Here is a 23,667-nt window from a genome sequence, read left to right on the forward strand (position 1 = left end):
CGCCTGACGAAGCCCGCCCGCGGCCCTCAGACGCGGGCGCGGATGAACGCGATGCTCTCGGCCAATGCGCTGCGCGGGTTGGCAAGCTTGTGCACGACGGGCGAAAACGGCTCGAAGGACAACAGGCCCTTGTAGCCGCCGGCGATCAGGGCGCGGATCTGGCTGACATTGTCGAGCCGGTCGCCGGCATCGACCAGCACGCGGTGCGGATCGCGCATGTCGGGCACGGTCACGCCGGGATCGTCGACGCCCGAGATATGCACCAGCCCGGTCATGCCGGGGAAAAGATCCGGCTCGCCGGCCAGATGGTGATGGAACGTGTCGTGCACCATGCGGAACGCACCGGTGCCGCCGACATCCTCGATGGCTTCGGCCGCCTCGCGCTTGGAACGCAGCGAGCAGATCTCGAAGCCGAGCGGCTCGACAAGGCCGCGCACGCCGCGCTCGCCGAGGATGGTCTTCAGCGCCGACAGCGCCGTCCTCAGGTTGCGCTGGCGTTCGCCGTCCGCCTGCCCGGTACCGTCATTGACCGGCACCAGCACCAGGGCTTGCGCGCCCGCGTCGCGGGCATAGTCTGCAAGTTCGATCGCTTCCGCCTCGCGCGTTGCATTCCACTCGTTGAAGCGCTGCAGCGCGTTGATGCTGGTTATGGACACTCCATTTTCGGCGGCCAGCGCGCGGACAGCGCTGGCTGGCGTGCCGTCGATGATGGCGTTGCCGGCGAGATCGTTGCGGATCTCGACGGAAGCGATCCCGAGCGTTTTGGCGAGCGCGAAGAACGGCTCGATCGACAGACCCGGCGCAGCCATGTGGTTGAGGGCGAACGAAACGGCAGGCATCGGCGATATTCCTCCAGCTACGATGGAACATTCATTCCATATCATCTTCGGGCGATATACGTCATTCTCCGCCGGGCAGTCAAAGCCGCTTCAACCTTGCAAGCTATCATTTCTGATAGATTCAACATCGCAGACAGATGCGAAAGCTGCACAAGGCCACTGCAAAACACGACAAATCCACTGCGACGGCTGTAGTGTTTCGGCGCCATACGTGGCAAACCCCGGCCACAGCATGGAGGAGCTTGAACGTGAGCGCTGGTCCCGACAACCGCCCGAATATCCTGGAGAAAACCCTTGCCGCGGCCGTGCAGGACCAGCGGACCGTCGATGAACAGCGCCGCAGCACAGTCCCTTTGCTCGACGGCATGTCGTTTTACGACAGCATCCGCCACGACGACGACCGCGGCAGCGTCACCGAATTGTTCGACCCGCGCTGGGGCTGGCATGCCGACCCCTTGGTCTTCTCCTACATCTTCACGATCCGGCCAGGCATGGCGAAGGGTTGGGGCCTGCACAAACTGCACGAGGACCGCTATTTCGTGATCGGCGGCGAACTGGAACTGGTCCTCTACGATCCGCGCCCCGAATCCAGCACTTGCGGCAAGGTTTGCAAGGTCTACCTCTCGGCAAGTCGCCCGCGACTGGTCAACGTGCCCAAATTCGTCTGGCATGCAGACCGCAACATCGGCACGACGGACGCTGTCGTGGTCAATTTCCCAACCATCCAGTACGACCATTCGAGCCCCGACAAATATCGCCTTCCGCTCGACACCGACCTCATTCCCTACAGCTTCGGGAACACCACCGGGTGGTGAGCCGTCCACGCATTTCCATTCTGATGCCGACGCACTGCCGGCCGGATGTTGTCGGGCTGGCTGTTGAATCCGTCCTCAACCAGACATTCGGCGATTTCGAGCTTCTGGTTGTCGGAGACGGGGCACTCCCCGGCACGGCGCAAGCGGTCCAGCGGTTCGACGACCCGCGGATCCGCTATTTCGACCTGCCCAAGGCCCCGCATTTCGGCTACGCCAATCGCAACGTCGCCCTGAGGCAATCCCGCGGCGAGTTGATCGGCTTCGCGGCCGACGACGATCTTCTGTTCCCCGACCATTTCGAAACCCTGCTGCGCGGCCTCGAGGACGGCGCGGCGATCGCCTACAGCCAGGCGCTGTGGGTCTCCACCGATGGCATCGTAGCGCCGTTCCTGACCAATCTGGAGTTTCCGGACGAGTTCGAGGCATTTCGACGGGGCAACACCATTGCGGCAAGCTGCTTCCTGTACAGGGCCGACGCCCTCCCCGCTCGCGATGCATGGCCCGAGGATGTGCCTTCCGCTGCAGACTGGCGCCTGTGGCACCGCATCCTGGATGCCAATCCGCAATCGCCCATTGCCTATTGCCGGACGCCGACCGTCCTGCATTTCAGCGCCCGCAGGAAGGCATCCCGGCATTCGGGCATGCCTCAGTTGGCGGCGTTCATCTCGATCGCCGACAGCGCGGCCTGGTGGCCAAAAGCGCTGCGCGTGCCGATTGGTCCCGACCGGACCGAACAGGAAACATTTGCCGATCTGATGCGCAGCACGCCCAGATGGTGCAGCCACATTCGGCAGGCATCCGCCGACCTTGCCGCCCGCCTTGCGTGGGACGAGATCCAGCACAACCGGACCGCGACGGCGGCGAAGGATGCCCGGCCGGCAGCGCGGCCGGTCAAATCGCCGGTCCAGCGGATTGCCGCGGAGATCAGGCGAATCCCGCGGAACATTGGTCGTATCCTCAAGGGATGAGGCTCAGATGTTTTCGGGCAGGTAGACGTCGAAGGGCAGGAACGTCTGCCCCGGCGCGTTGGCAGCACCCTCCTCGATCGAATGCGCCATCAGTCCGACCAGTTCGCGGCACAGCGGCGCCAGCGGCGTCGCGATCGCCATCACGGCAAGATTGTCGGCGAGCGCCGCGCGCGTATCGACGGTGATCTCATTGCAAATCAGCACCGGCAGCGGATCGGGCTTCACCTCCCGCAAGGCCGAGATCGCGCCTTCGATGCCGCCTCCGGCCACATAGCAGCCGACGAGGTCGCCATGCTGCCCGAGCAACCCTGCGACGGCCTCATGCGTGATCGCGTAGGACTCGTTGTTGACGACCGTCTCCAGCACGGTGAATTCGGGCGCGTGCTCACGGAAGAAGGCGCGGAAGCCGATCTCGCGCAGCTCATGGCCATGGAACCGGTGGCTGCCGACGAACAGCGACACCTTGCCCGGCTGGCGCGCGCATTTGGAGATCATCCAGGCAGCGGTGCGCCCGACCTTCAGGTTGTCGATGCCGACATAACCCTCGCGGATGCCGGTGGCGAAGTCGGACAGCAGCGAAAAGACCGGAACGCCCCGCCCCTTCACCTCCGCCACCGCCGCCGTCACCGTCGGATGGTCGGGGCTGACCAGGGCCACCGCGTCGCAGTTCGCCGCCAGGCGGCGCAGCTTTTCGACGATCTCTTCCGGCGCCAGCGACTCCGCGAAGTCGATGGCCGCAGTCCCGCGGAAACCCGGCGCCTGTGCGATCGCCTTCTCCAACTCGCTGGCAAAGGCGCGGTAGAACACGTCCCTGGGGCGCAGCAGCAGGAAGCCGAGCCGGTATTCGGGCAGCTCCTTGCGCATCCGCTGCGCGATCAGCCCGGCGGCATGATAGCCGATGCCGGTCGCGGCCTCGTAGACACGGCGCTGCGTCTCCTCGCGCACCGGCAGCCGCCCGTTCAGCACCCGGTCGACGGTGGCGACGCTGACACCCGATGCGCGGGCGAGATCGGTGATGGTGGGCCGCTTGCTCATGTCCGCTCCCGCGATTTCCACCCACGTTACCGCATCATGATAGAAAATGATAGAAACTATCATACTATGATTGAAAATATCGCATCATGAGGTACCATTCTCTCAGTGAACGATGCCCGGCGCCATCAGCGGAACCGTTTCCGACTTCCAGGGAGAGAGCCATGACCGTGACGCCTTCGGCGCGCGACTACAGTCTTGTGGGAGAGAGTGCGCGCCGCGCCGTCGAGAGCGGCCTCGCCGCCGCCGAGTGGTATCACACCGATATTCCGCGCAAGCAGATGAAGGAGCTGATGCAGCGCTCCGATGCGCCCGCCATTCGCGACACCGCGATCTGGCTCGGCCTGCTCGTTGCCTTCGGCGCTGCCGGCGCCGCCCTGTGGGGCAGCTGGTGGTGCGTACCCTTCTTCCTCTGCTACGGCGTCCTCTACGGCTCGGCCACCGATGCCCGCTGGCACGAATGCGGCCACGGCACCGCCTTCAAGACGCAGTGGATGAACGACGCGGTCTACCAGATCGCCTGCTTCATGATCATGCGCAACCCGGTGACCTGGCGCTGGAGCCACACCCGCCACCACACCGACACCGTCATCGTCGGCCGCGATCCGGAGATCGCCGTCATGCGCCCGCCGGACCTCCTGCGCGTCGTGCTCAATTTCTTCGGCCTGCTCGATGCCTGGCACGCCATGGTCGACATGGTCCGCAACGCCGCCGGCGTCATCGGCAAAGAGGAAGCGACCTTCATCCCCGAGAGCGAGCAGCCCCGCGCCATCCGCATCGCCCGCATCTGGCTCGCCATCTATCTGGCCACCATCGCACTTGCGCTCTATCTCGGCTCATGGCTGCCGCTGATGCTGGTCGGCCTGCCCCGCCTTTACGGCGCCTGGCATCACGTGCTCACCGGCCTGCTGCAGCATGGCGGCCTCGCCGACAATGTCGTCGACCATCGCCTCAACAGCCGCACCGTGCTGATGAACCCCGTCAGCCGCTTCATCTACTGGAACATGAACTACCACGTCGAGCACCACATGTTCCCGATGGTGCCCTATCACGCGCTGCCCAGGCTGCACGAGATGATCAAGCACGACCTGCCGGCGCCATCTCAGTCCATGTGGGCCGGCTACCGCGAGATGCTGCCGGCCTTTCTCCGCCAGCTCAGGAACGAGGACTACTTCATCAAGCGCGAGCTGCCGCCGACGGCGCGGCCCTACCGCGAGGAATTCCACAGCGAGGCAGCCCTCGCCGCCCAATAGCCTCCCAAGGCGCCCCACGGGGCGGCGGCCCCCAGCCGCCCCGAATTCCTGAAATCCCAAGGAGAGAGACATGAGCGACTGGATCGAGGCCTGCGCGGCCGACGACATCGACGAGGAAGACGTGCTCCGCTTCGACCATGCGGGCCGCACCTTCGCCATCTACCGCAGCCCCGAGGACGAGTTCTTCGCCACCGACGGCTTGTGCACCCACGAACAGATCCACCTGTCGCAGGGGCTGGTCATGGGCGACATCATCGAGTGCCCCAAGCACAACGGCCGTTTCAACTACAAGACCGGCGCCGCCCGCGGCGCGCCCGTCTGCGTCAACCTCCGCACCTATCCGGTCAAGGTCGACGACGGCAAGGTCTTCATCCGGATGGCTGACTGACATGACGGCAGGAATGGTCGCAGGAATGGTCATTGTCGGCGCCGGCGAGTGCGGCACGCGCGCGGCCTTCGCCCTGCGCGAGGCAGGCTACGACGGCACCATCGCGCTGGTCGGCTCGGAAGCCCACCCGCCCTATGAGCGCCCGCCGCTCTCCAAGGAGGCGATGACGGGCGAACAGGCGCCGTCGATCAAGACCATCGCCGATGCCGCGCGCCTGGCCGAACACCGCATCGACCTCAGGAATTCGACCACGGTCCTTTCCATCGACCGGGCCAACCGCTCGGTGCGCCTCGCCGATGGCTCCGACCTCGCCTACGACAAGCTGCTGCTCGCCACCGGCGCCTTGCCACGCAAGCTGCCGCTCCAGGGAATGGGGGGTCGCTCGGTCTGTCTCCGCACGTTCGACGACGCGCTCCTGATCCGCCGGCACCTGCGCCAAGGCGTCCGCATCGCCATCGTCGGCGGCGGCTTCATCGGCCTAGAACTCGCCGCCTCGGCGCGCAAGCTCGGCGCCGATGTCACCGTCATCGAGGCCCAGCCCCGCATCCTCATGCGCGGCGTGCCCGAGGAGATCGCCGCAGTCGTGCATCAGGCGCATGTCGCCGAGGGCGTCGAGATCGTCTGCGGCGACGGCATCGCTTCGATGGAAGACGACGGCGAGACCGTGCGCATCGTCCTGTCGAGCGGCCGGACTGTCGTGGCCGACCTCGCCATCGTCGGCATCGGCGCCGTCCCCGTGACCGCGCTTGCCGAAACCGCCGGCCTAGCGCTCAACAACGGCATATCCGTCGACGCCCGCCTGCGCACCAGCGACCCCCACGTCTTTGCCGCCGGCGACTGCTGCTCCTTCCCGCTCGCCGTCTATGGCGACCGCCGCGTCCGGCTGGAAGCCTGGCGCAGCGCCCAGGAACATGGCGCGCTCGCCGCCCGCAACATGCTCGGCGCCGAGGAAGCCCACGCCACCGTTCCCTGGTTCTGGTCCGACCAGTATGGCCTCACCCTGCAGATCGCCGGCCTGCCCGACGAAGGCGACCGCACCATCCGCCGCGATCTCGGCGACGGCGCCTTCATCCTGTTCCATCTCAAGGACGACGGCCGCCTCGTCGCCGCCAGCGGCATCGGCCCGGACAATGCCGTTGCCCGCGACGTCAGGTTGGCCGAAATGCTGATCGCCAGGTCGGCCCGCCCCGATCTCGCCGCTCTGGCCTCGACCGCCGTCAAGCTGAAGAGCCTGCTTGCCGCCTGATTTTTCGGGGCAGGCCGCTTGAGAATCGGTCCCGTTTCCTGGACTCTGGACCGCGTCGGGGTACCTGCCCCGACTGCGGAGGTGCCAGGAAATGCCGGTCAGCGAATTCGGTCGGATGCCCGACGGATCGACGGTGGAAGCGATCAGCATCGCCGCCGAGGGCATCGAGGCCAGGGTCCTCACCTTCGGCGCCACGCTTGCCGATCTCGTGGTTGCCACGCCAGCCGGCCGGCGCTCGGTGATCCTTGGCTTCGACGATCTCGACGGTTATCTCGCCCATGGCGCCTATTTCGGCGCCATCGCCGGCCGCTGCGCCAACCGCATCGCCGGTGGCCGCTTCAGCCTCGACGGCATCCAGCACCAGCTCGACGTCAACGAGGCCGGCCGCACCCATCTGCACGGCGGTGGCGACGGCTTCTTCCGCCGCAACTGGACGATCGTCGATGCCAGCGAAAACTCGGTGTTGCTCGGCCTGACCTCTCCCGACGGCGACCAGGGCTATCCCGGCAGGGTCATCGTCACCTGCCGCTATTCGCTCGACAAGGGCCGGCTGCGCATCGCGCTCGGCGGCCGCACCGACGCCCCGACCCTGATGAACCTCGCGCCGCACGCCTACTTCAACCTCGACGGCTCGGGCTCGATCCTCGACCACCGTCTCAGGATCGCCGCCGAGGCGTATACGCCCGTCGATATGGCCGGCATCCCCACCGGCGAGGTTCTGGCGGTAGACGACACCGTCTTCGATTTCCGCGACCTGCGCCCCATCCGCAACGGCCCGGACGGCGCGCACAGCACCTACGACCACAATTTCGTGCTCGCCATGCAACCGGCGCCCGAGCCATGGCATGCCGCCCGGCTGGAAGGCCCCCGATCCGGCATCCGCCTCGACCTCTGGACCACCGAGCCCGGCCTGCAGTTCTACGACGGCGCGTTCCTGCCGGTCGCCCCGCTTTTGCGCGGCGGCATCGAACCCGTCCGCTTCGGCGCGCTCTGCCTCGAGCCGCAACGTTTCCCCGATGCGGCCAACCATCCGCATTTTCCGAGCACCGTGCTCAGGCCCGACGAGATCTACTCGCAGGTGACCGAATACAGGTTCTCGACGGTGGAGTGAGAAGGACGCCCCTCACCCACCCTCCGCTACGCTCGGGTGACCTCTCCCGCCGAGGAGAGGAGATCCGAGGCGTCGCCGCTCTTCCTCTTCTCTCCAACTGGGAGAAGGTGGCTGTGGAGCGACCGGATGAGGGGGGCAGCCTGCTCGAAGCCGCCCCTCAGACCCGCGCGCAGATCGCCTCGAAGAACGCGAGATTGTCGAGGTCGAGCGGATCGTCCACCGGCAGCGGCTGCGACGACATCTTGGAGATCACCACCTCGGCCTTGGGATCGACATAGATCCACTGGCCATGAATGCCTATGCCGCAATAGGCGCCGCTGGCATTGGCGCTCTGGTACCATTTGTTGCGGTAACGCCCCTGGGCAAACAGGTTGGTCATCGTGCCACGCTGCCAGGCTGCCGCGTCGCCGCCGTGGATCGTGTCCTCGACCCAGGCCTGCGGCACGATCCGCCCGCCATCCGACGAGCCACCCTGACGCATCATCTCGCCGACGCGGGCAAGGTCGCGCACCGCAACCGAAACGCCACCCGCCGCACGCGCCGAGCCTTCCTTGTCGACGGTCACGAAGCCGTCGCGCCTGGCGCCCAGCGGTTGCCACAGCGTCTCGGACATCAGCTCGGCGTAACGTTGGCCCGACGCACGCTCGACGATGATGCCGAGCAGGTCGGAGTTGGGCGAGCGGTAGCGGAAGGTTTTTCCGTGCGGCTCATCGAGTTGCTGCAGCGAAACGAGGAACTCGCGCAGCGATTCCGCCCCGCCGCCCGGGTTCCACATCGTGGCGCGGCGATAGCGCGCAAACAGGCTTTCGGGATCGAGATAGGCTTCCTCGAAATCGAGGCTGACGGTCATGTCGAGCACATGCCGCACGGTGGCGTTGCCATAGACCGAGCCTGCCGCTTCCGGCACGTAGTCGGTCACCGGCGCGTTCGGGTCGAGCTTGCCCTCGCCTTCGAGGCTACCTGCCAGGATCGCCGTCAGCGACTTCGAGATCGAGAAGATGATGTGCCGCGCATCGGGCGTCATCGTCGGAGCGAACCAGTCGCCGACGAAACGGCCCTTCTTCATCACCGCCAGCGCATCGGTCGACGAGCGCGAGAGAAACCCGGCGACGGTTTCCTCATTCCCGTCGATCGCCATTCTCTCGTCGAGCAACCCGCCGAGGTCGATCGGCGCATCCTCGACCAGGCCTTCGCGCGCGGCGATGCGCGCGCTCGGCACCATCTCGCCGGCGTTCTGGAACGACCAGCTGTTGTAAGGCTGCTCGCGCCAGTTCCCCAGGCTCACCTCCTTGCGGGCGAAGCCGAACATGCGCTCGAACGCTGTGGATGACATCATGAACTTTCCTTGCTGTGGCAGTGTTCAGGCGAGCGCGTCGGCAATCGCGTGGACGGCCTTGAGCGTCGCCACCGAATAGGCGACGGAGGTGAATTCGGGCCAGGTCGACAGCTTCACCGTCACCATCCTTGTGTCCCAGCCGATATGGATCAGTTGCCCGAACACGCCGCGGCACATCAGCGCCCGCGAGCGCGGATCCTCGATCCAGAACTGGTTGCGGTAGCTGCCCTCCGGCATCGACGTGCTGAAGTTCGGGCCGTGCGTACCGTTCCGCGTCTCGGCGATCCAGTCGGCAGGAACGATCCCGGCGCCGTCCTCGAGGATCGTCTGGCCGAAGCGGGCGTAGTCGCGCAGCGTCGCGTTGAAGCCGCCGTCGGCAAGCGCGTAGCCGGCGCTGTCGACGGTGAAGAATGCGCTCTCTTCGGCGCCGATCTTCTGCCACAGCTCTTCCGAGACCAGCTGCGCCAGCCGCTTGCCGGTCGCCCGCTCCATGACGAAGGCGAGAACGTCGGTCTCGATCGAGCGGTATTCGAAGGCAGCGCCATGCGGCCGCGTCGTCCCGGTCAGGCGCTGGATCAGCTCGAACACATGCCGCGGCCACCTGAGCCTGGGGTCGGTGCCGGATGGAACCGGCTTCCAGCCGCAGGCGACGTCGACCTGGCCGATGTCGGAATAGGGATCGGTGTAGGCCTCGCTGAAACGGACGCCGGTGGTCATGTCCAGCACGTGCTGGACCGTCGCCCCGTTCCAGCCGGTCGTTGCCAGTTCGGGAATATAGTCGGTCACCAGCTTCTTCGGGTCGACGATGCCGCGCCCCGCGAGGATGCCGAAAACCGTGCCGGTCACCGACTTCGCCACTGATTGCGACAGATGCGGCGTCCGCTCGGTCATGCCGTTGAAGTAGCGCTCATAGGCGATCTTGCCGTCCTTGAGCACGATGAAGCCGTCGGTGTAGGTCTCGTCGAGCAAGCCGGACAATGTTGCAGGATTGCCCGCGCTGTCGCTCATCGCCAGGCTGTCCAGGTCTACCTCGGCGCGCGGCAATTGCCGCACCGGTCCATCGCCGCGCCACACCTCGACGGTCGGCACGATCTCGCGGACGTGCTGGAACGCCCAGCGGTTCCACGGCGGCATGTCCCACGCCGCCTTCGGCACCGGAATGGCCGGCGGCGAGCCCTGCATGATGGGAGGCACATTTTCGCTGTTGCGGTAGGAGCTCATGGCATCACCCTCGCGCTGTCGGCGTTTGCGGGGTTCGGCGCGGACGCCGAACCCCATCTACGAAATGCCTACTTCTGCAGGTCGGTCCAGATCCTGGTGTAGAGCGTATCGGCCTCCGGCGAGCACATCAGCGACATTGTGCCATGTGCCTTGCTGGCCTCCGGAATGACGATCTCCGGTGCATCCTTCATGTCGTCAGGCATGAATTTCTCCGATCCCGCGACGCCGTTGGCATAGCGGTGGAACGCCGAAAGCCCGGCCGCGATTTCAGGATCCATGATGAAGTTCTGGAACAGCTTGGCGTTCTCGACGTTCGCGGCATCCTTGAGCACGACCACGTTGTCGCTCCAGTAGGTAAAACCTTCCTTGGGATAGCCGAACTGCACGTCCGGGCGCTCCAGCCGAATGCGCAGTCCTGCGCCGTTCCAGGTGCTCGAGGCCTTGAAGTCGCCCGCCTTCATCTTGTCCACGGCGCCATATTCCATGGCGATCCAGTTCGGCTTGGCGGCCACCAGCAGGTCGCGCGCCTTCTTCAGCACGTCCTTGTCGGTGGTGCACTGCTCGCCGCCGACATAACGCACGGCAGCGGTCACCACGTCCTTCATTTCGGGAACGACGTTGACCTTGCCCTTCAGCTCCTCGGGCGTCTCGAAGATGATCTTCCAGGTATTGATGTCGCCCTTGTAGACGCCGGTATCGACGACGACGCCGACAGTGCCCCAGGCCCATGGCACCGAATACTTGCGGCCCGGGTCGAAGCTCGGATCGGCCCATTCGGCGGCGACGTTCTTGAAGTTCTCCATGCCGCCGGGATTGGTCTCCAGCAGCAGGCCTTCGTTGATCCAGATCGGCAGATGCGTCTGCGACGGCACCACGATGTCGAAGCCGCTGCCGCCCTGGCGCGCCTTGGCGAGCGCGGTCTCGTTCGAGTCGTAGTCGGTGACCGTCACCTTGACCTGGTATTTGTCCTCGAACTTCTTGATGACTTCGGGGTTGGTGTAGTTGCCCCAGTTGTAGATGTTGAGCTGGCCTTCGGCGCGGCCGAGGCCGGTGGCCGCAAGCAGCGCGATCGCCGCGACAGTGGTGGACATAAATGGTTTCACAGCGGGACTCCTTTTTATTGAGCTGTGACGACCCTGCCAGCGGCAGGCTAAACGCTTGTCGCAGCCGGATGTGATCCGGCTGCGACAAGTCCTTGGCAAATCCGGGCAGAACCTACTTCTGCAGTTCGGTCCAGATCTTGGTGTAGAGCGCCGTCACTTCCGGCGCGCATGTCTGCAGGATTTCGCCGTTCTTCTTGAACTCTTCCGGCACCACGACTTCCGGCGCCGAGGTCATGTCGGCCGGCATGAACTTCTCCGACCCGGCGATGCCGTTGGCATAGCGGTGGAAGGCCGAGTTCATCGCCGCGTTTTCCGGATCCATCATGAAGTTCTGGAACAGCTTGGCGTTGTCGACGTTCTTGGCTTCCTTCAGCACCACGACGTTGTCGGACCAGTACTGGAAGCCCTCGACCGGATAGCCGTAATGGATGGCCGGGTTCTTGAGGCGCTGACGCAGCGCCGAGCCGTTCCAGTCGCTGGTCGCCTTGAAGTCGCCGGCGCCCATCTTCTCGATGGTGTTGTATTCCATGGCGATCCAGTTCGGCTTGGCGGCAACGAGCACGTCGCGCACCTTCTTCAGCACGTCCTTGTCGCCGGTGCACTGCTCGCCGCCGACATACTTGATCGCGGCATGGATCACGTCGTTCATCTCGGGAACGACGTTGACCTTGCCCTTCAGCTCGTCAGGCGTGTCGAAGACGATCTTCCAGGTGTTGATGTCGCCCTTGTAGTCGTCGGTATTGACGACCACGCCGACTGTGCCCCATGCCCACGGCACGGTGTATTTGCGGCCGGGATCGAAGGCCGGATTGGCCCATTCGGGCGCCACGTTCTTGAAGTTCTCCATGCCGCCCGGATTGGTCTCGAGCACCAGGCCTTCTTGGACCCAGATCGGCACGTAGGTCTGCGACGGCATGGCGACGTCGAAGCCGTGGCCGCCCTGGCGCACCTTGGCCAGTGCGGTGTCGTTCGAATCGTAGTCGGTCACCGTCACCTTGACGTCGAACTGCTTCTCGAACTTCTTGATCATGTCGGGGCTGATGTAGTTGCCCCAGTTGTAGATGTTGAGTTCGCCGGCGGCGGAAGCCAGGCTGGTCGAGGCGAGCAGCGCAAGGCCGGCAGCCATCGACATGGATTTCAGGTTCATCATTCCACTCCCGTTGATTAATCCCGTTTCCTGCTCAAGAAGAAGAACAGCGTGACGATGACGACCGACAAGAGCAGGAAGACGGTCGAAATCGCATTGACCTCCGGCGTGATGCCGCGGCGGATCTGCCCCAGCATGTAGGTCGGCAGGGTGTCCTGACCGCCCGACTTGACGAATTCCGTGATGACCACGTCATCGAGCGAGATGACGAAGGCGAGCATCAGCCCGGCGATGATGCCGGGCCACAGGAGCGGCAGCGTCACCCGGCGGAACGCCTTCCACGGCGTGGCGTAGAGATCGGCTGCGGCGCGTTCGAGCGTCAGGTCCATGTTCTCGAGCCGCGCCCGGATCGGCAGATAGGCAAAGGGGATGCAGAACGCCGTATGCGCGGCGATCAGGTAGCCGAGGCCCGAATAGCCGGTGGCGACCTTGATCTGCGCAAAGAAGATCAGCAGCGCCACCCCGGTGACGATCTCGGGCACCATCAGCGGCTGGTTGATGAAGGCATATTTGAACGTCAGCCCGCGATAGGCGCGGGTCCGCGTCGTCGCCAGTGCCGCCATGGTTGCCGCGACCGTCGCGATCACCGCCGCCGAGGAGGCAATCTTCAGCGAACGCAGCGAAGCGTCGATGACCTGGTCGTTGTTCCAGGCGGCGACGAACCAGCGCAGCGAGAAGCCGCCCCATTCGGACACCGAGGTCGACTCGTTGAAGGCATAGGCCACCAGCACAGCGATCGGCACGTAGAGCAGGACGAAGCAGGCCGCGGCGATGGTGGTGAAGCCGGTCTGCTGGCGGATCGAGAACCGCTTAGCCATGACGCGCCTCCGACCCGGACGTGTTGCGGACATAGACCAGCAGCGCCACCATCACGATCGCCATGACCGTGATCGACAGCGCCGCCCCCAGCGGCCAGTTGCGGCCTTGCCCGAACTGCAGCTCGATCAGGTTGGCGAACATCATGTTTTTGCCGCCACCCAGGACGCTCGGCGTGACATAGGCGCCGATCGCCGGGATGAACACCAGGATCGAACCGGCGATGACGCCCGGCCTGACCATCGGGAAGATGATCCGCTTCAGCACCTGCCAGCGCGTGGCGTAGAGGTCATAGCCGGCCTCGACCAGGCGGAAGTCGAGCTTTTCCATGCTGGCATAGAGCGGCAGCACCATCAGCGGCAGATAGACATAGACCATGCCGACCATGATGGCGAAGTCGGTGTAGAGCATCTGTATCGGCTGGTCGGTGATGCCGAGATTGATCAGCGCGGTGTTGATGATGCCCTCGTTGCGGATCACCTGCAGCACGGCAAAGGTGCGGATCAAGAGGTTGGTCCAGAACGGGATGGTGATCAGGAACAGCCAGATGTCGCGCGTCCGCTCCGGCCGCGTGGCGATGAAATAGGCCGTCGGAAAGCCGAAGATCAGCGTCGCCGCCGTCGCCATGAGAGCAAGCTTCAGCGAACGCCAGAAGATGGTCAGGTGGGCGCTGGCAAACGACAGCGTGTCGTCGAAGATATCGCGTTCGAGGAAGACCGATACCCAGCCTTCGGTCGAGAATTTCCACTGGACGTCGCCATACGGTCCCGGCGTCAGGAATGAATAGATGAGCACGATCAGCAGCGGGCCGGATGCGGCCAGCAGGATGATGATCAGCGCCGGCGCCGACAGAAACCAGCGGTTCCTGATCTCCCGCGCCTCTGTCTGCTTTTCGATTTCAGCTGCGGTCGCCATGGCTCAGTCCTTCAGGATCTGGGCCGCATCGTCGCCGATGACGATGCCGACGCGCTCGCCGCGCTCGAAGCTCGTTCCGGCCCCCCGCGCATTCTGCTGGCGGACGGTGAACGTCTCGCCGTCGTCCAGCCTGATGTGGACATGCGTATCGGTGCCGAAATAGACGACGTTTTCGACCACGCCCGAAATGTCGCCATCGCCCTTGACGGCCTTGGCATGTTCGGGCCGGATCACCACCGTGGCCTCGCCGTCCGGCTTGAAGCCGTCGGGCAGCGTCGCCGAGATCGTCGCGCCGGACTTCAGCGTCACCTTGGCCTTGCCCCCGTCGATGCCGTCGATCCGCGCGTCAAGGAAGTTGGTCTCGCCGATGAAGTCGGCAACGAAGCGCTCCGCCGGCCGGTCGTAGATGTCGCGCGGGCTGCCAACCTGCAGGATCTTGCCCGACGACATCACCGCGATGCGGTCCGACATCGTCAGCGCCTCCTCCTGGTCGTGGGTGACGAAGATGAAGGTGATGCCAGTCTCGTGCTGCAGGCGCTTGAGCTCGATCTGCATTTCCTTGCGCAGCTTGTAGTCGAGCGCCGACAGCGGCTCGTCGAGCAAAAGCACCTTGGGCTGGGGCGCCAGCGCACGCGCCAGCGCCACGCGCTGCTGCTGGCCGCCCGAGATCTGGCTGGTGCGGCGCTTGGCGAGCTTTTCCATGCGCACCAGCTTCAGCATCTCGGCGACGCGCGCGTCGATTTCGGCGCGCGGCTTGCCCAGCATCTCCAGCCCGAAGCCGATGTTCTCGGCCACCGTCATGTGCGGAAACAGCGCGTAGGACTGGAACACCGTGTTCACCGGCCGCTTGAACGGCGGCAGCGGCGCGATGTCCTCGCCATACAGCATGATCTCGCCCTCCGACGGAAAGTCGAAGCCGGCGATCAGCCTCAGCAGCGTTGTCTTGCCGCAGCCCGACGGCCCGAGCAGCGTGAAGAATTCGTTTTCCCTGATCGACACCGAGACGGTGTCGAGCGCCGCGACCTGCGCCTCTCCCGTTCCAAAGACCTTGCGAACTCCGCGAACTTCAATCGCATTCTTACCCGGTGTGTCCGGCACGCAAAACGCCCCATTGTTTATCCACCTTCACAGTGGAATATTTTTCCCCGTTCGATTGTCACCACAGGCGACGCGCCTTGGCAACAACGGCTCTCGATCATGCTCCAGGCAAGCCGCCATGCCGATCAGGCCTGGTAGGTCACCCGCCCTCCGCAGATGGTGGTCACCGGTCGCACCTCGTGCAGATCGGCTGGATCCGTCGCCTCGATGTCGGCCGACAACACCACCAGGTCGCCGAAGAAGCCCGGCTTCAGCTTGCCCTTCCTGTCTTCCATGAACTCGGCATAGGCACCCTCGACCGTGTAGCCGGCCAGCGCCTGGTGCAGCGAAACGCTCTGGTCGGGCATGTCCTCGGCCCACGGCTTGCGTAGCATCGCCGCCTGCATGCCCTGGATCGGATCGATCGGCGCCACCGGCCAGTCGGAGGCAAACACCACATGGGCGCCGGCATCGATCAGGCTGCGCGTCGGATAAGCATAGGGCCAGCGCTCGCGACCGATGCGCGACACCGTCGGCTCCAGCGGGAAGGTCATCGCACCCGGTGGATGCGGCGGCTGCATCGAGGCGATCGCACCGAGGTCGACGAAGCGCTGGATGTCGCTCGCCGTAGTCAGTTCGACATGCTCGACCCGGTGGCGGCTGTCGCGCCTGCCGTTCGCCTTTTGCGCCGCCTCGTAGCCGTCGAGCACCGCGCGCGTCGCGCCGTCGCCGATCGAATGCACGGCAATCTGCAGGCCGCGCCTGTCGATCTCGACGGCGATACGCCTGAACTCTTCCGGCGAAAAAAGAGGCTCGCCGACCCAGTCCGGCCGGTCGGCATAGGGCTCGATCATCACCGCCGTCCAGGAATCCAGCACGCCGTCATAGAACAGCTTGACCATGCCCGACGACAGCCACTCTGTGGCGTAGCGTTCGGCCATGTCGGACGCCTTGTCCAGCATCTCGAGCGTCATGAAATTCTTGTAGTGGAACGGCACCTTGACCCGGCAGATCAGGTCGCCCTCGGCCTCGACTTCCGACAGAAGCTCCAGCTGGTAGTAGTTGCCGTCCATGTTCTGGATCGAGGTGATGCCATGGCGGGCGCACCAGTCGAGGCCGCGGCGCATGATGGCGCGGTCGCCGGCCCGTTCTTCCGCATTGGGCATCGGGTCGGGCTCGCCGCCCGTCGACAGGCCGAGCCGCACGCGCCCCTCGCCCGCAAGCTTGAGCACCGGGTTGAACGCCTCGTTCTCGCGCAACTCGCCCTCGGCCAGCCCGTCGGCGCCCATGACGATCTCGTTGCCGGGCGTGAGTTCGCGCCCGTGCAGCACGTCGGCCATCTCCAGCGCGCGCGTGTTGGCCCAGTAAGTGTGATGGTCGGGCGCCGCCATCAGGAAGGCCCGGTCGGGCAGGATGGCGTCGAGGTGATGGCGCGTCACGCGCTCGCTGCCCAGGATGGTGTAGTCGGCGCCTTGCCCCACCAGCATCGGCGCATCGGGCCGCGACCTGGCATAGGCCTGCACCGCATCGCGAAGCGCCTCGAAGCCATGCACGCCGGAAAGTTGCAGGTGGGCGAGTTCCGCTGCACCCGAAAACAGGTGCATGTGCGCTTCGATGAAGCCCGGCACCACCGATCCCCCGCGGGCGTCGATGATCATGGTCTGTGGTCCGCGCAGCGCTTCGATCGTCGCCTTGTCGCCGATGGCGGCGATCAGGCCATCCGCGATGGCCACCGCTTCCGCAGCGGGCCGGGCCGGATCCATGGTCAGCACGCGGCCGTTGATGACGATCAGGTCGGCATTGCGAACCGTTTGGACAGACATCGCGACTCCGCGCACTTGACTGACTGAGACCGTCAGCCCTCGCATCGGCTGCCCCCAATTCCCAAGGGAGTGGCGCAACCAGACAGGAAGGCTGAAGCCGATCCGCCGCCCCCGGGAATTCCTCGCTTTTCCCAGAAGACAGCACCGCGAAAAAATGCGACTAATTATTCGCGTTTGTCAATATGCGGGATTTTTCGGATGCGTTGTGGAGGACGCCCCGCTGTATGATGCGCGCGACTAGGGAGCGAGAAGATCATTCCGTGAATCGCAGTCTCAACTGGAAAACCAGGACGGCGCTCAAACCGCGCAAGCAGCCACGACAGGAACGGTCGAGCAAGGTCGTCGACAGGATCCTCGACGCCGCCCTGACCTTGACCCGGGAACAGGGCACCAAGACCCCGACGACGCTCGCAATCGCGCAGCGCGCCGGTTTGTCGGTCGGCTCGATCTATCAGTACTATCCCAACAAGGAAGCCATCCTGCTCGATCTCGCCCGGCGCTGGCTCGCCGCATTTCCCGAGGTCATCACGAGGCGCATCGATGCCCCCCGCCCCACCAGCCACGACGCGTTTCAGCAGGAAGTGGACAAGCTCTTCCTCGACACGTCCAGGCTTTACCTCGACAACGCCAACCTGATGCCGGTCATCGAGGCCATCACCGGCAATCCCGACCTGAGGCCCATCCAGAACGAATACGACGACCAGATCATCGCCCTCTACGCTGCCTGGCTGCAGCATGTGAACCCCGCGATTCCGGACCAGGTCGCCAGCCGGCTCGGCGTGGTCATGATGGAGGTCGGCCACGTCTGCCGGCTCGTGGGGTTGAAGCGGGACCGCAAGGCCTTCGATCTCATCCAGGACGACGTCAAGACCATGTGGCTCGCCCTGGTCATCCCCTATCTCGACCTCAGCTAACGTCAGGAAGGACCCTCATGAAGACAGTCTATTCCCCGCTCCACGCCGGCCACGGCGGCCAGATGGAGCTTGTCGCCGGCGCCATCGTGCCCGGCTTCGAGAAGCCTTCGCGGGCCGAGATCATCAAGAAGCGTGTCGAGAGCGAGAAGCTCGGCCCGATCCTGTCGCCTGAAATCCACGACCTCGCAGCCGCCAAGCGCGTGCATACCGCCGACTATGTCGACTTCCTGCCGACCGTCTGGCCGAAATGGGAAGCCGCCGGCAAGTCCGGCTCGGCAATCCCCTTCGCCTGGCCGACGCGCGGCCTGCGCGGCGATGTGCCCCCGCGCAACATCGAGGCCCTGCTCGGCTTTTATTCCTTCGACGGCGGCGCGAGCTTCGTCAAGGGCACCTGGGACGCCATCAAGTCGTCCTATGACGTGGCGCTGACGGCGGCCCAGTTCGTCAAGGCAGGCGAGCGCAGCGCCTTCGCGCTTTGCCGCCCGCCCGGCCATCATGCCGGTGCTGCCTTCATGGGCGGCTACTGCTTCATCAACAACGCCGCCGTCGCCACGCAGTGGTTCCGCGACCAGGGCGCCAGGCGTGTCGCCGTGCTCGACGTCGACTATCACCACGGCAACGGCACGCAGGAGATCTTCTACGATCGCCCCGACATTCAGGTCATCAACCTGCATGGCGACCCGATGACCGAGTACCCGTTCTTCCTCGGCCATGCCGACGAGCGCGGCGTGGGCGCAGGCGAAGGCTTCAACCTCAACTACCCCCTGCCCTTCGGCACCTCGTGGGACAAGTGGAGCTTGGCGCTGGAGGATGCCTGCGCCAAGCTCGCCGCCTACGCGCCAGACGTCGTCGTCGTCTCGCTCGGCGTCGACACCTTCGAGAAGGACCCGATCAGCCAGTTCAAGCTGACCAGCGCCGACTATCCCAGGATCGGCGCTCGCATCGCCAGGCTCGGCCTACCCAGCCTGTTCGTCATGGAAGGCGGCTACGCCGTCGACGAGATCGGCATCAATGCCGTCGGCGTGCTCACCGGCTTCGAGGGCGCGTGACCGTTCAGGCCGTCGCGCCCGCCTGTGGCGGCGCGGCGGCCACCTTCCGGCGGCCGAGCCGGGTCAGCAGCAAGGCGACCAGCACTCCGGCCACTGCGATGCCGATGGCCAGCAGCGGCCGGTACCAGAACCACGCCACCGCGATCGTCGCCGATCCCAGCAGCAGCGCCAGCACGAAGGCGATCAGCCCCGTGCCCATGCGCACGATCGAGCCGACGAACGGGATGACGTCGGCCAGCACGCCGAGCGGCGCCAGCAGCAGCCCGAAGCCGAGCGCCAAAAGCAGCAGGCAGCCGGCGCGCACCAGCCAGGTGACGATCGTGTTGACGCTCACCGCCTCGGCGAACATCTTCTCCGCCGGCACCCTGCCGGTATCGACCATCAGCAACTCGTCGCCGGCCACCGTCTGGTAGGGCGAAAACCGGTCGCCGGTCTGGCGGCCGATGACGCTGATCTCGCCAAGCGGCACCAACTGGTAGCCGATGCGGTAGTCGCCAATCGCGGGCGAGGTCGGATTGGCGCCGATGAAGATGCGTCCATCGACAATGCTGACGCGCTCCGTGCCGGAATAGGCGGCGGTGATGCCCGCAAGCTGGCTCGGCGTGATCGTCAGCGGGTCGGTGTCGCCGATGCGGTCGAGCATCGGCTCGTCCAGCGTGAATGCGCCGAGCTTGCCTTCGCTGATCTGGAACGACCGCGAGCCGAGCTCCATCGACGGGTTCTGGTGGTTGGCCGGCTGCTTGAATTCCGCCGAGGCGATCGGCCGGTCCTGCCACTCCTTGGCATAGCTGTAGGTGGTGACCGTCTCTTCGCCGCCGCCGAGCTTCGTGTTCGTCTCCGACTTGGAGTTCTCGACCCACTGGAACATCTCGACGTTGCGCACCAGGCGCACGCCCTTGGCCTCGATCGCGAAATCCGGGTCGCCGACACCCTCCGACGAGGTCAGCGGCCCCGTCGTGTGAACCAGTTCGCCTTCGTTGACCGCATCGATCTTGTCGACCGGCACCGACACCACGGCCCCGGCACCCTCGGCCAGCGAACGCGCCGTGGTCACCGCCCTGCCCTCGTTCCAGAACAGCACCACAACCATCGCGACGATAAGGAGCATGCCGACCAGCACGCCGCCGACCGCGCGCTTGATCCGCCCGAACCAGGACACGTTGGTCACTTCACGAAACTGGTCGCTCATTGCATTCCCCTGCCGCAGTGGACGCAGCGTTAAGCCGAATGCTCCGGCCGATCAATGACGATTTTCGACCGCACTTCCCCAGCGTTTGCCGGGTCTTCCGTCGCGCCCTGAGTCTGTCGGAGGACTCTGAATTAACTTTTTGTCAATTCCGTTTGCCGAGCGATTCGCGAGGGGTTAAATTGAACCCGAATCAGCCGGTCCACGGGGGGCGCGGCGAACCACCAACTCTCTGAAACGCCGGGATTTTTCTCGGTTGAGAGCGCGTCAGGTTTCGCGCGACCCGCACGGATTCGGCCGATGGATGCCTCTGGCATCTGCGTGGCGTTTTTCGTCTCAAGTGAAGCGTTTTCGAACCGGATCGGGCAGCCGCCTTTTCCGGCCTCCAATGGATTCCGGCCAAATTCCGCATGACCGCCCTCGCAGCCCGCAACGAACAGACGACCGTCGCAGCAAGGCTCGCATCGCGCAGCGATCTCACGGCCTTTTTCATGAACCTGACCGACGAGATCGGCGCCGACGGCTACATGCTCGTCGCCATCGCCCAGGACCAGGATCGCGACAATCTCCAGATCATCGCCTCCAACTGGATCTACGACGCCATCCAGATCGCCGGCCATGCCCTGATCGCCGGCCTCGCCCAAGGGCCCTTCGCCAGCGCGCCCGGCGTGCGTCCGCAAAGCCTGATCGCCGCCCAGGCCCCCGCCGTCCTCGGCGGAGAGGAAGCGCGCCTGCTCGACGTGCTCGGCCACGCCGAGATCTTCGCCCTCAGGCTGCATGTCGGCCGCCAGCGCCTGTTCGTGCTGTTCTCCGCCGCCGAGGCCGGCCGCATCGATCCCGACGCGATGCCGCGTACCCAGCTCGAGTGCTGCTATGCGCTGTCGCAGGCGCCGGCCATCCTGGCCGCGGCGTCAATGCAGGACCCGCTCTCCGACCGCGAGCGCGAGTGCCTGTTCTGGGTGTCCGAAGGCAAGACCACCGACGAGGTCGCGCTGATCCTTGGCGTCTCGTCCAACACGGTCAACAGCTACATCACCCATGCGATCCAGAAACTGTCGGCCAGCAACCGCGCCATGGCGATTGCGACCGCGATCAGGAGCGGCATCATTTGAGCTACGCCCAATCGAGACAGCCTGGCCGCGCATCCGACCTCGGGCAGGACGTTTCGTCCGCCACCCCTCCGACCGGCCAGCATGCCGTCACCCTTGCCGACGCCGCCAGGCGCTGCCGCTGGATATCGATCGATCTCGGTGCGCGCGACTTCGCGCTCTGCCTTGCCGGCTCGTCCGCCGACAGCAACCGGCTGACGCCCGTCTTCGATTCCGAACATCCCGGCACCATGTCCGCCGCCCGGCTGCTCGGCGGCGGCATCGGCGAACATCTGATGCGCCACATCAGGCAGTCGACGGCACCCTGCTGGTGGGCCGACGATGCCGGCGCCGAGGCTGCCTTTTCGCAGCTCGCCTGGACGAGCCGGATCGAGCCCCAGGCGCATGGCGGCCGCGGCATCGCCTTCCCCGTCTATACCGACGGCGGCCAGGCGGGACTGCTGGTCTTCGCCGGTCCCGATCTGGCACCCAGCCCGTATTCGCTGCACGACCTGCACGGCCGCTGCTTTGCGCTGTTCGGCGCGGTTGCCGGCCTCGCCCCCGGCCGGTCATCCGACATGCCGGCGATGTCGCGCCGCGAGATCGAGTGCCTGAAACTCACCTCGCGCGGCTACACCAGCGAAGAGATCGCCAAGCTGCTCAAGCTGTCGGTCCACACCGCCAACCAGTACCTCACCCAGACCACCCAGAAGCTCAACGCCGTCAACCGCATGCATGCGGTTGCCAAGGCCCTGCGCATGGGCCTGATCGACTAGGCTTGGTTGCGCTTCCAGTCAGCCCGGTTTTGCCCGGCCCCTAGGCCGCCTCGGCCCGCGGTTCCGTCCGCCGGATCATCGCATGCTGGATGGCGGCGGCGAGATATTCGGTGTTCTTCTCGGGCTCCAGGTCGGGCTTTTCGAACGACACGTAGTGTACCTCGACCGAGGCGTTGGTGGCCGTCATCGACAGCTGGAAATAGACCACCGCGCCTTCCGGCCGAAGTTCGAGGTCGAGCACGATACGTGGCGCACCGGTCCAGCTGACATGCGCCTCGCCGCCGAGCCCGAGCCGCAATGCGCCCGGCATGAAATAGAGCTCCGCTGCGGAATCGACCAGGTCGGCCACGTTGCCGAAATGCTCCATCCGGATGAAGGCGATGTAGTCGGCAATGTCGATGAGGCGCAATTCGCGCACCACCGGCTGGATGGCGGTTGCGACAAGGACTTCGCGGGACAAAGCATGCGACTGGTTTTTCATGGCTGATTGCGCTGGGCCCTGTTTCCGTAAACGATCCGCACCAACTCGGCGACGGCCTGGTAGAACTGAGGTGGAATGACACTATCCACCGAAACTTGCTTGTACATGGAGCGTGCGAGCGCCACGTCCTCGAACACCGGGATGCCGTTCTGCTCGGCGATCTCGCGGATCTTCAGCGCCACCAGGTCCTGGCCCTTGGCGAGCACCACCGGGGCCGCGTTCTCGTTGCGGACATAGCGCAGCGCGATGGCAAAGTGGGTCGGGTTGGCGATGACCAGCGTCGCCTTCGGCACCGCCGTCATCATGCGCTGGCGGGCGCGGTCGCGGGCGATCGAGCGCAGGCGCGCCTTGACGATCGGATCGCCTTCCGACTGCTTCATCTCGTCCTTGACCTCCTGCTTGGTCATGCGCTGTTCCTGGAACCAGTGGAAGCGCGACCAGACGAAGTCGGCGACGCCGATGGCGCCCATGACGAAGACGATCGCCACCAGGATGTCGACGGCGACGCCGCGGATGACACTGCCAAAGGCCACCGGATTGGTGATCATGCCGGCCAGCAGCACGCGTATGTCGTCCGACAGCACGAAGATCAGCACGATGATCGCGAAACCGAGCTTGGCCAGCGACTTCAGGAATTCGACGAAGCCCTGCACGCCGAACATGCGCTTCCAGCCCTGGGTCAGCGAGATGCGCGACGCCTGCGGCCGGACCCGTTCGCCGATGAACTGGGGCACGTTCTGCACCAGCGATGCCCCGACACCGGCCACCACCAGCATCAGGAACAGGCTGGCGATTGCCCGGCCGATCTCGACCGTCACCGCCTGGTACAACTCGACGACATCGCGCTCGGTGCCGAGCGGCCAGGCTTCGGGCTTTTCCAGGAAGTTCGACAAAAAGACGCCGAGTTCGGCCACCGAATTGCTGGCGAAGAACACGGTGTAGACGAGGATCGCCAGGAACGAGGTGAAGATCGCCACTTCCTTGGAGACGGGCAGCTTGCCCTTCTCCATCGTGTCGCGGATCTTCTTCTCCGTCGGTTCTTCTGTTTTGGAGTCCTTGTCTTCTCCGTCCGCCATCGCTCAG

At 65.1% G+C, this 23,667-nt stretch carries 23 protein-coding genes; 10 read left to right on the top strand and 13 right to left on the bottom strand.

Annotation, left to right across the window (positions count from 1 at the left end):
- Positions 1-26: 26 nt before the first annotated feature.
- Positions 27-839: a TIM barrel protein gene (locus ASC75_RS20170; protein WP_055979367.1), complete on the bottom strand. Its 813-nt coding sequence runs from the start codon at positions 837-839 to the stop codon at positions 27-29.
- Between the two features lie 248 nt (positions 840-1,087).
- On the opposite strand from ASC75_RS20170, the gene ASC75_RS20175 reads away from it, so the two are divergent.
- Both ASC75_RS20175 and ASC75_RS20180 read left to right on the top strand, forming a co-directional pair.
- Entirely contained in the window at positions 1,088-1,654 is a 567-nt protein-coding gene (locus ASC75_RS20175) for a dTDP-4-dehydrorhamnose 3,5-epimerase family protein (protein ID WP_244487894.1), read from the top strand.
- A 23-nt stretch (positions 1,655-1,677) separates the two neighbouring features.
- Entirely contained in the window at positions 1,678-2,622 is a 945-nt protein-coding gene (locus ASC75_RS20180) for a glycosyltransferase family 2 protein (protein WP_055979369.1), read from the top strand.
- A gap of 3 nt (positions 2,623-2,625) precedes the next feature.
- Here ASC75_RS20180 and ASC75_RS20185 read toward each other — a convergent pair whose 3' ends face one another.
- Complete coding sequence (locus ASC75_RS20185; protein ID WP_055979372.1) at positions 2,626-3,657, bottom strand: LacI family DNA-binding transcriptional regulator; 1,032 nt, start codon at positions 3,655-3,657, stop codon at positions 2,626-2,628.
- Between the two features lie 161 nt (positions 3,658-3,818).
- Between ASC75_RS20185 and ASC75_RS20190 the strand changes: the two genes are divergently transcribed.
- The 4 genes from ASC75_RS20190 (at position 3,819) to ASC75_RS20205 (ending at position 7,652) form a co-directional block, all read left to right on the top strand.
- Positions 3,819-4,907 carry a fatty acid desaturase family protein gene (locus ASC75_RS20190; protein WP_055979376.1) on the top strand — a complete coding sequence of 363 codons (1,089 nt, stop codon included), beginning with the start codon at positions 3,819-3,821 and terminating at the stop codon, positions 4,905-4,907.
- A 70-nt stretch (positions 4,908-4,977) separates the two neighbouring features.
- Positions 4,978-5,295 carry a MocE family 2Fe-2S type ferredoxin gene (locus ASC75_RS20195; protein WP_055979380.1) on the top strand — a complete coding sequence of 106 codons (318 nt, stop codon included), beginning with the start codon at positions 4,978-4,980 and terminating at the stop codon, positions 5,293-5,295.
- Between the two features lie 25 nt (positions 5,296-5,320).
- A complete protein-coding gene (locus ASC75_RS20200) occupies positions 5,321-6,541 on the top strand; it encodes an FAD-dependent oxidoreductase (RefSeq protein ID WP_244487895.1) in 1,221 nt (406 codons plus the stop codon).
- A 91-nt stretch (positions 6,542-6,632) separates the two neighbouring features.
- A complete protein-coding gene (locus tag ASC75_RS20205) occupies positions 6,633-7,652 on the top strand; it encodes an aldose epimerase family protein (protein WP_055979386.1) in 1,020 nt (339 codons plus the stop codon).
- A 157-nt stretch (positions 7,653-7,809) separates the two neighbouring features.
- Here ASC75_RS20205 and ASC75_RS20210 read toward each other — a convergent pair whose 3' ends face one another.
- The 8 genes from ASC75_RS20210 to ASC75_RS20245 form a co-directional block, all read right to left on the bottom strand.
- Positions 7,810-8,988 carry a serine hydrolase gene (locus ASC75_RS20210; protein ID WP_055979389.1) on the bottom strand — a complete coding sequence of 393 codons (1,179 nt, stop codon included), beginning with the start codon at positions 8,986-8,988 and terminating at the stop codon, positions 7,810-7,812.
- Positions 8,989-9,012: 24 nt separating this feature from the next.
- Positions 9,013-10,209, bottom strand: a complete 1,197-nt coding sequence (locus tag ASC75_RS20215) for a serine hydrolase (protein WP_055980230.1) — start codon at positions 10,207-10,209, stop codon at positions 9,013-9,015.
- Positions 10,210-10,277: 68 nt separating this feature from the next.
- Entirely contained in the window at positions 10,278-11,300 is a 1,023-nt protein-coding gene (locus ASC75_RS20220; RefSeq protein WP_055979391.1) for an extracellular solute-binding protein, read from the bottom strand.
- Between the two features lie 124 nt (positions 11,301-11,424).
- The gene (locus ASC75_RS20225) at positions 11,425-12,459 is read right to left on the bottom strand and encodes an extracellular solute-binding protein (RefSeq protein ID WP_055980233.1); all 1,035 of its coding nucleotides are present in this window, start codon (positions 12,457-12,459) and stop codon (positions 11,425-11,427) included.
- A gap of 17 nt (positions 12,460-12,476) precedes the next feature.
- Positions 12,477-13,277: an ABC transporter permease gene (locus ASC75_RS20230; RefSeq protein ID WP_055979395.1), complete on the bottom strand. Its 801-nt coding sequence runs from the start codon at positions 13,275-13,277 to the stop codon at positions 12,477-12,479.
- On the bottom strand, positions 13,270-14,190 hold the full coding sequence (locus ASC75_RS20235; RefSeq protein ID WP_055979403.1) for an ABC transporter permease: 921 nt from the start codon (positions 14,188-14,190) through the stop codon (positions 13,270-13,272). The genes ASC75_RS20230 and ASC75_RS20235 overlap by 8 nt, the downstream gene beginning before the upstream one ends.
- Positions 14,191-14,193: 3 nt before the next feature.
- A complete protein-coding gene (locus ASC75_RS20240; protein WP_055979406.1) occupies positions 14,194-15,288 on the bottom strand; it encodes an ABC transporter ATP-binding protein in 1,095 nt (364 codons plus the stop codon).
- A 125-nt stretch (positions 15,289-15,413) separates the two neighbouring features.
- Positions 15,414-17,090: an amidohydrolase gene (locus ASC75_RS20245; protein ID WP_055979409.1), complete on the bottom strand. Its 1,677-nt coding sequence runs from the start codon at positions 17,088-17,090 to the stop codon at positions 15,414-15,416.
- A 260-nt stretch (positions 17,091-17,350) separates the two neighbouring features.
- Here ASC75_RS20245 and ASC75_RS20250 point away from each other — a divergent pair, with 260 nt between their 5' ends.
- Complete coding sequence (locus ASC75_RS20250; protein ID WP_055979412.1) at positions 17,351-18,004, top strand: TetR/AcrR family transcriptional regulator; 654 nt, start codon at positions 17,351-17,353, stop codon at positions 18,002-18,004.
- 17 nt (positions 18,005-18,021) lie between these two features.
- The gene (locus ASC75_RS20255) at positions 18,022-19,053 is read left to right on the top strand and encodes a histone deacetylase family protein (RefSeq protein WP_055979414.1); all 1,032 of its coding nucleotides are present in this window, start codon (positions 18,022-18,024) and stop codon (positions 19,051-19,053) included.
- Between the two features lie 4 nt (positions 19,054-19,057).
- Here ASC75_RS20255 and ASC75_RS20260 read toward each other — a convergent pair whose 3' ends face one another.
- The gene (locus ASC75_RS20260; protein ID WP_055979417.1) at positions 19,058-20,242 is read right to left on the bottom strand and encodes a TMEM43 family protein; all 1,185 of its coding nucleotides are present in this window, start codon (positions 20,240-20,242) and stop codon (positions 19,058-19,060) included.
- A gap of 407 nt (positions 20,243-20,649) precedes the next feature.
- Here ASC75_RS20260 and ASC75_RS20265 point away from each other — a divergent pair, with 407 nt between their 5' ends.
- Positions 20,650-21,351: a helix-turn-helix transcriptional regulator gene (locus tag ASC75_RS20265; protein WP_055979420.1), complete on the top strand. Its 702-nt coding sequence runs from the start codon at positions 20,650-20,652 to the stop codon at positions 21,349-21,351.
- Positions 21,348-22,103 carry a LuxR C-terminal-related transcriptional regulator gene (locus ASC75_RS20270; RefSeq protein WP_055979422.1) on the top strand — a complete coding sequence of 252 codons (756 nt, stop codon included), beginning with the start codon at positions 21,348-21,350 and terminating at the stop codon, positions 22,101-22,103. Before ASC75_RS20265 ends, ASC75_RS20270 begins: the two co-directional genes overlap by 4 nt.
- Before the next feature lie 40 nt (positions 22,104-22,143).
- Here ASC75_RS20270 and ASC75_RS20275 read toward each other — a convergent pair whose 3' ends face one another.
- Positions 22,144-22,584, bottom strand: a complete 441-nt coding sequence (locus ASC75_RS20275) for a hypothetical protein (RefSeq protein WP_055979425.1) — start codon at positions 22,582-22,584, stop codon at positions 22,144-22,146.
- The gene (gene flhB, locus ASC75_RS20280; protein ID WP_055979428.1) at positions 22,581-23,660 is read right to left on the bottom strand and encodes a flagellar biosynthesis protein FlhB; all 1,080 of its coding nucleotides are present in this window, start codon (positions 23,658-23,660) and stop codon (positions 22,581-22,583) included. Before flhB ends, ASC75_RS20275 begins: the two co-directional genes overlap by 4 nt.
- Positions 23,661-23,667 lie beyond the last annotated feature (7 nt).

It is taken from the genome of Aminobacter sp. DSM 101952, assembly GCF_001424795.1.
Taxonomy (GTDB): Bacteria; Pseudomonadota; Alphaproteobacteria; order Rhizobiales; family Rhizobiaceae; genus Aminobacter; species Aminobacter aganoensis.

Bases quoted from the DNA above. Each gene is read 5' to 3' on its own strand.
- flhB (WP_055979428.1), bottom strand. From the start codon at position 23,660: ATGGCGGACGGAGAAGACAAGGACTCCAAAACAGAAGAACCGACGGAG.
- ASC75_RS20210 (WP_055979389.1), bottom strand. From the start codon at position 8,988: ATGATGTCATCCACAGCGTTCGAGCGCATGTTCGGCTTCGCCCGCAAG.
- ASC75_RS20200 (WP_244487895.1), top strand. From the start codon at position 5,321: ATGGTCATTGTCGGCGCCGGCGAGTGCGGCACGCGCGCGGCCTTCGCC.
- ASC75_RS20245 (WP_055979409.1), bottom strand. From the start codon at position 17,090: ATGTCTGTCCAAACGGTTCGCAATGCCGACCTGATCGTCATCAACGGC.
- ASC75_RS20180 (WP_055979369.1), top strand. From the start codon at position 1,678: ATGCCGACGCACTGCCGGCCGGATGTTGTCGGGCTGGCTGTTGAATCC.
- ASC75_RS20235 (WP_055979403.1), bottom strand. From the start codon at position 14,190: ATGGCGACCGCAGCTGAAATCGAAAAGCAGACAGAGGCGCGGGAGATC.
- ASC75_RS20190 (WP_055979376.1), top strand. From the start codon at position 3,819: ATGACCGTGACGCCTTCGGCGCGCGACTACAGTCTTGTGGGAGAGAGT.
- ASC75_RS20230 (WP_055979395.1), bottom strand. From the start codon at position 13,277: ATGGCTAAGCGGTTCTCGATCCGCCAGCAGACCGGCTTCACCACCATC.
- ASC75_RS20275 (WP_055979425.1), bottom strand. From the start codon at position 22,584: ATGAAAAACCAGTCGCATGCTTTGTCCCGCGAAGTCCTTGTCGCAACC.
- ASC75_RS20185 (WP_055979372.1), bottom strand. From the start codon at position 3,657: ATGAGCAAGCGGCCCACCATCACCGATCTCGCCCGCGCATCGGGTGTC.
- ASC75_RS20260 (WP_055979417.1), bottom strand. From the start codon at position 20,242: ATGAGCGACCAGTTTCGTGAAGTGACCAACGTGTCCTGGTTCGGGCGG.
- ASC75_RS20170 (WP_055979367.1), bottom strand. From the start codon at position 839: ATGCCTGCCGTTTCGTTCGCCCTCAACCACATGGCTGCGCCGGGTCTG.
- ASC75_RS20215 (WP_055980230.1), bottom strand. From the start codon at position 10,209: ATGAGCTCCTACCGCAACAGCGAAAATGTGCCTCCCATCATGCAGGGC.
- ASC75_RS20205 (WP_055979386.1), top strand. From the start codon at position 6,633: ATGCCGGTCAGCGAATTCGGTCGGATGCCCGACGGATCGACGGTGGAA.
- ASC75_RS20255 (WP_055979414.1), top strand. From the start codon at position 18,022: ATGAAGACAGTCTATTCCCCGCTCCACGCCGGCCACGGCGGCCAGATG.
- ASC75_RS20225 (WP_055980233.1), bottom strand. From the start codon at position 12,459: ATGAACCTGAAATCCATGTCGATGGCTGCCGGCCTTGCGCTGCTCGCC.
- ASC75_RS20265 (WP_055979420.1), top strand. From the start codon at position 20,650: ATGACCGCCCTCGCAGCCCGCAACGAACAGACGACCGTCGCAGCAAGG.
- ASC75_RS20220 (WP_055979391.1), bottom strand. From the start codon at position 11,300: ATGTCCACCACTGTCGCGGCGATCGCGCTGCTTGCGGCCACCGGCCTC.
- ASC75_RS20195 (WP_055979380.1), top strand. From the start codon at position 4,978: ATGAGCGACTGGATCGAGGCCTGCGCGGCCGACGACATCGACGAGGAA.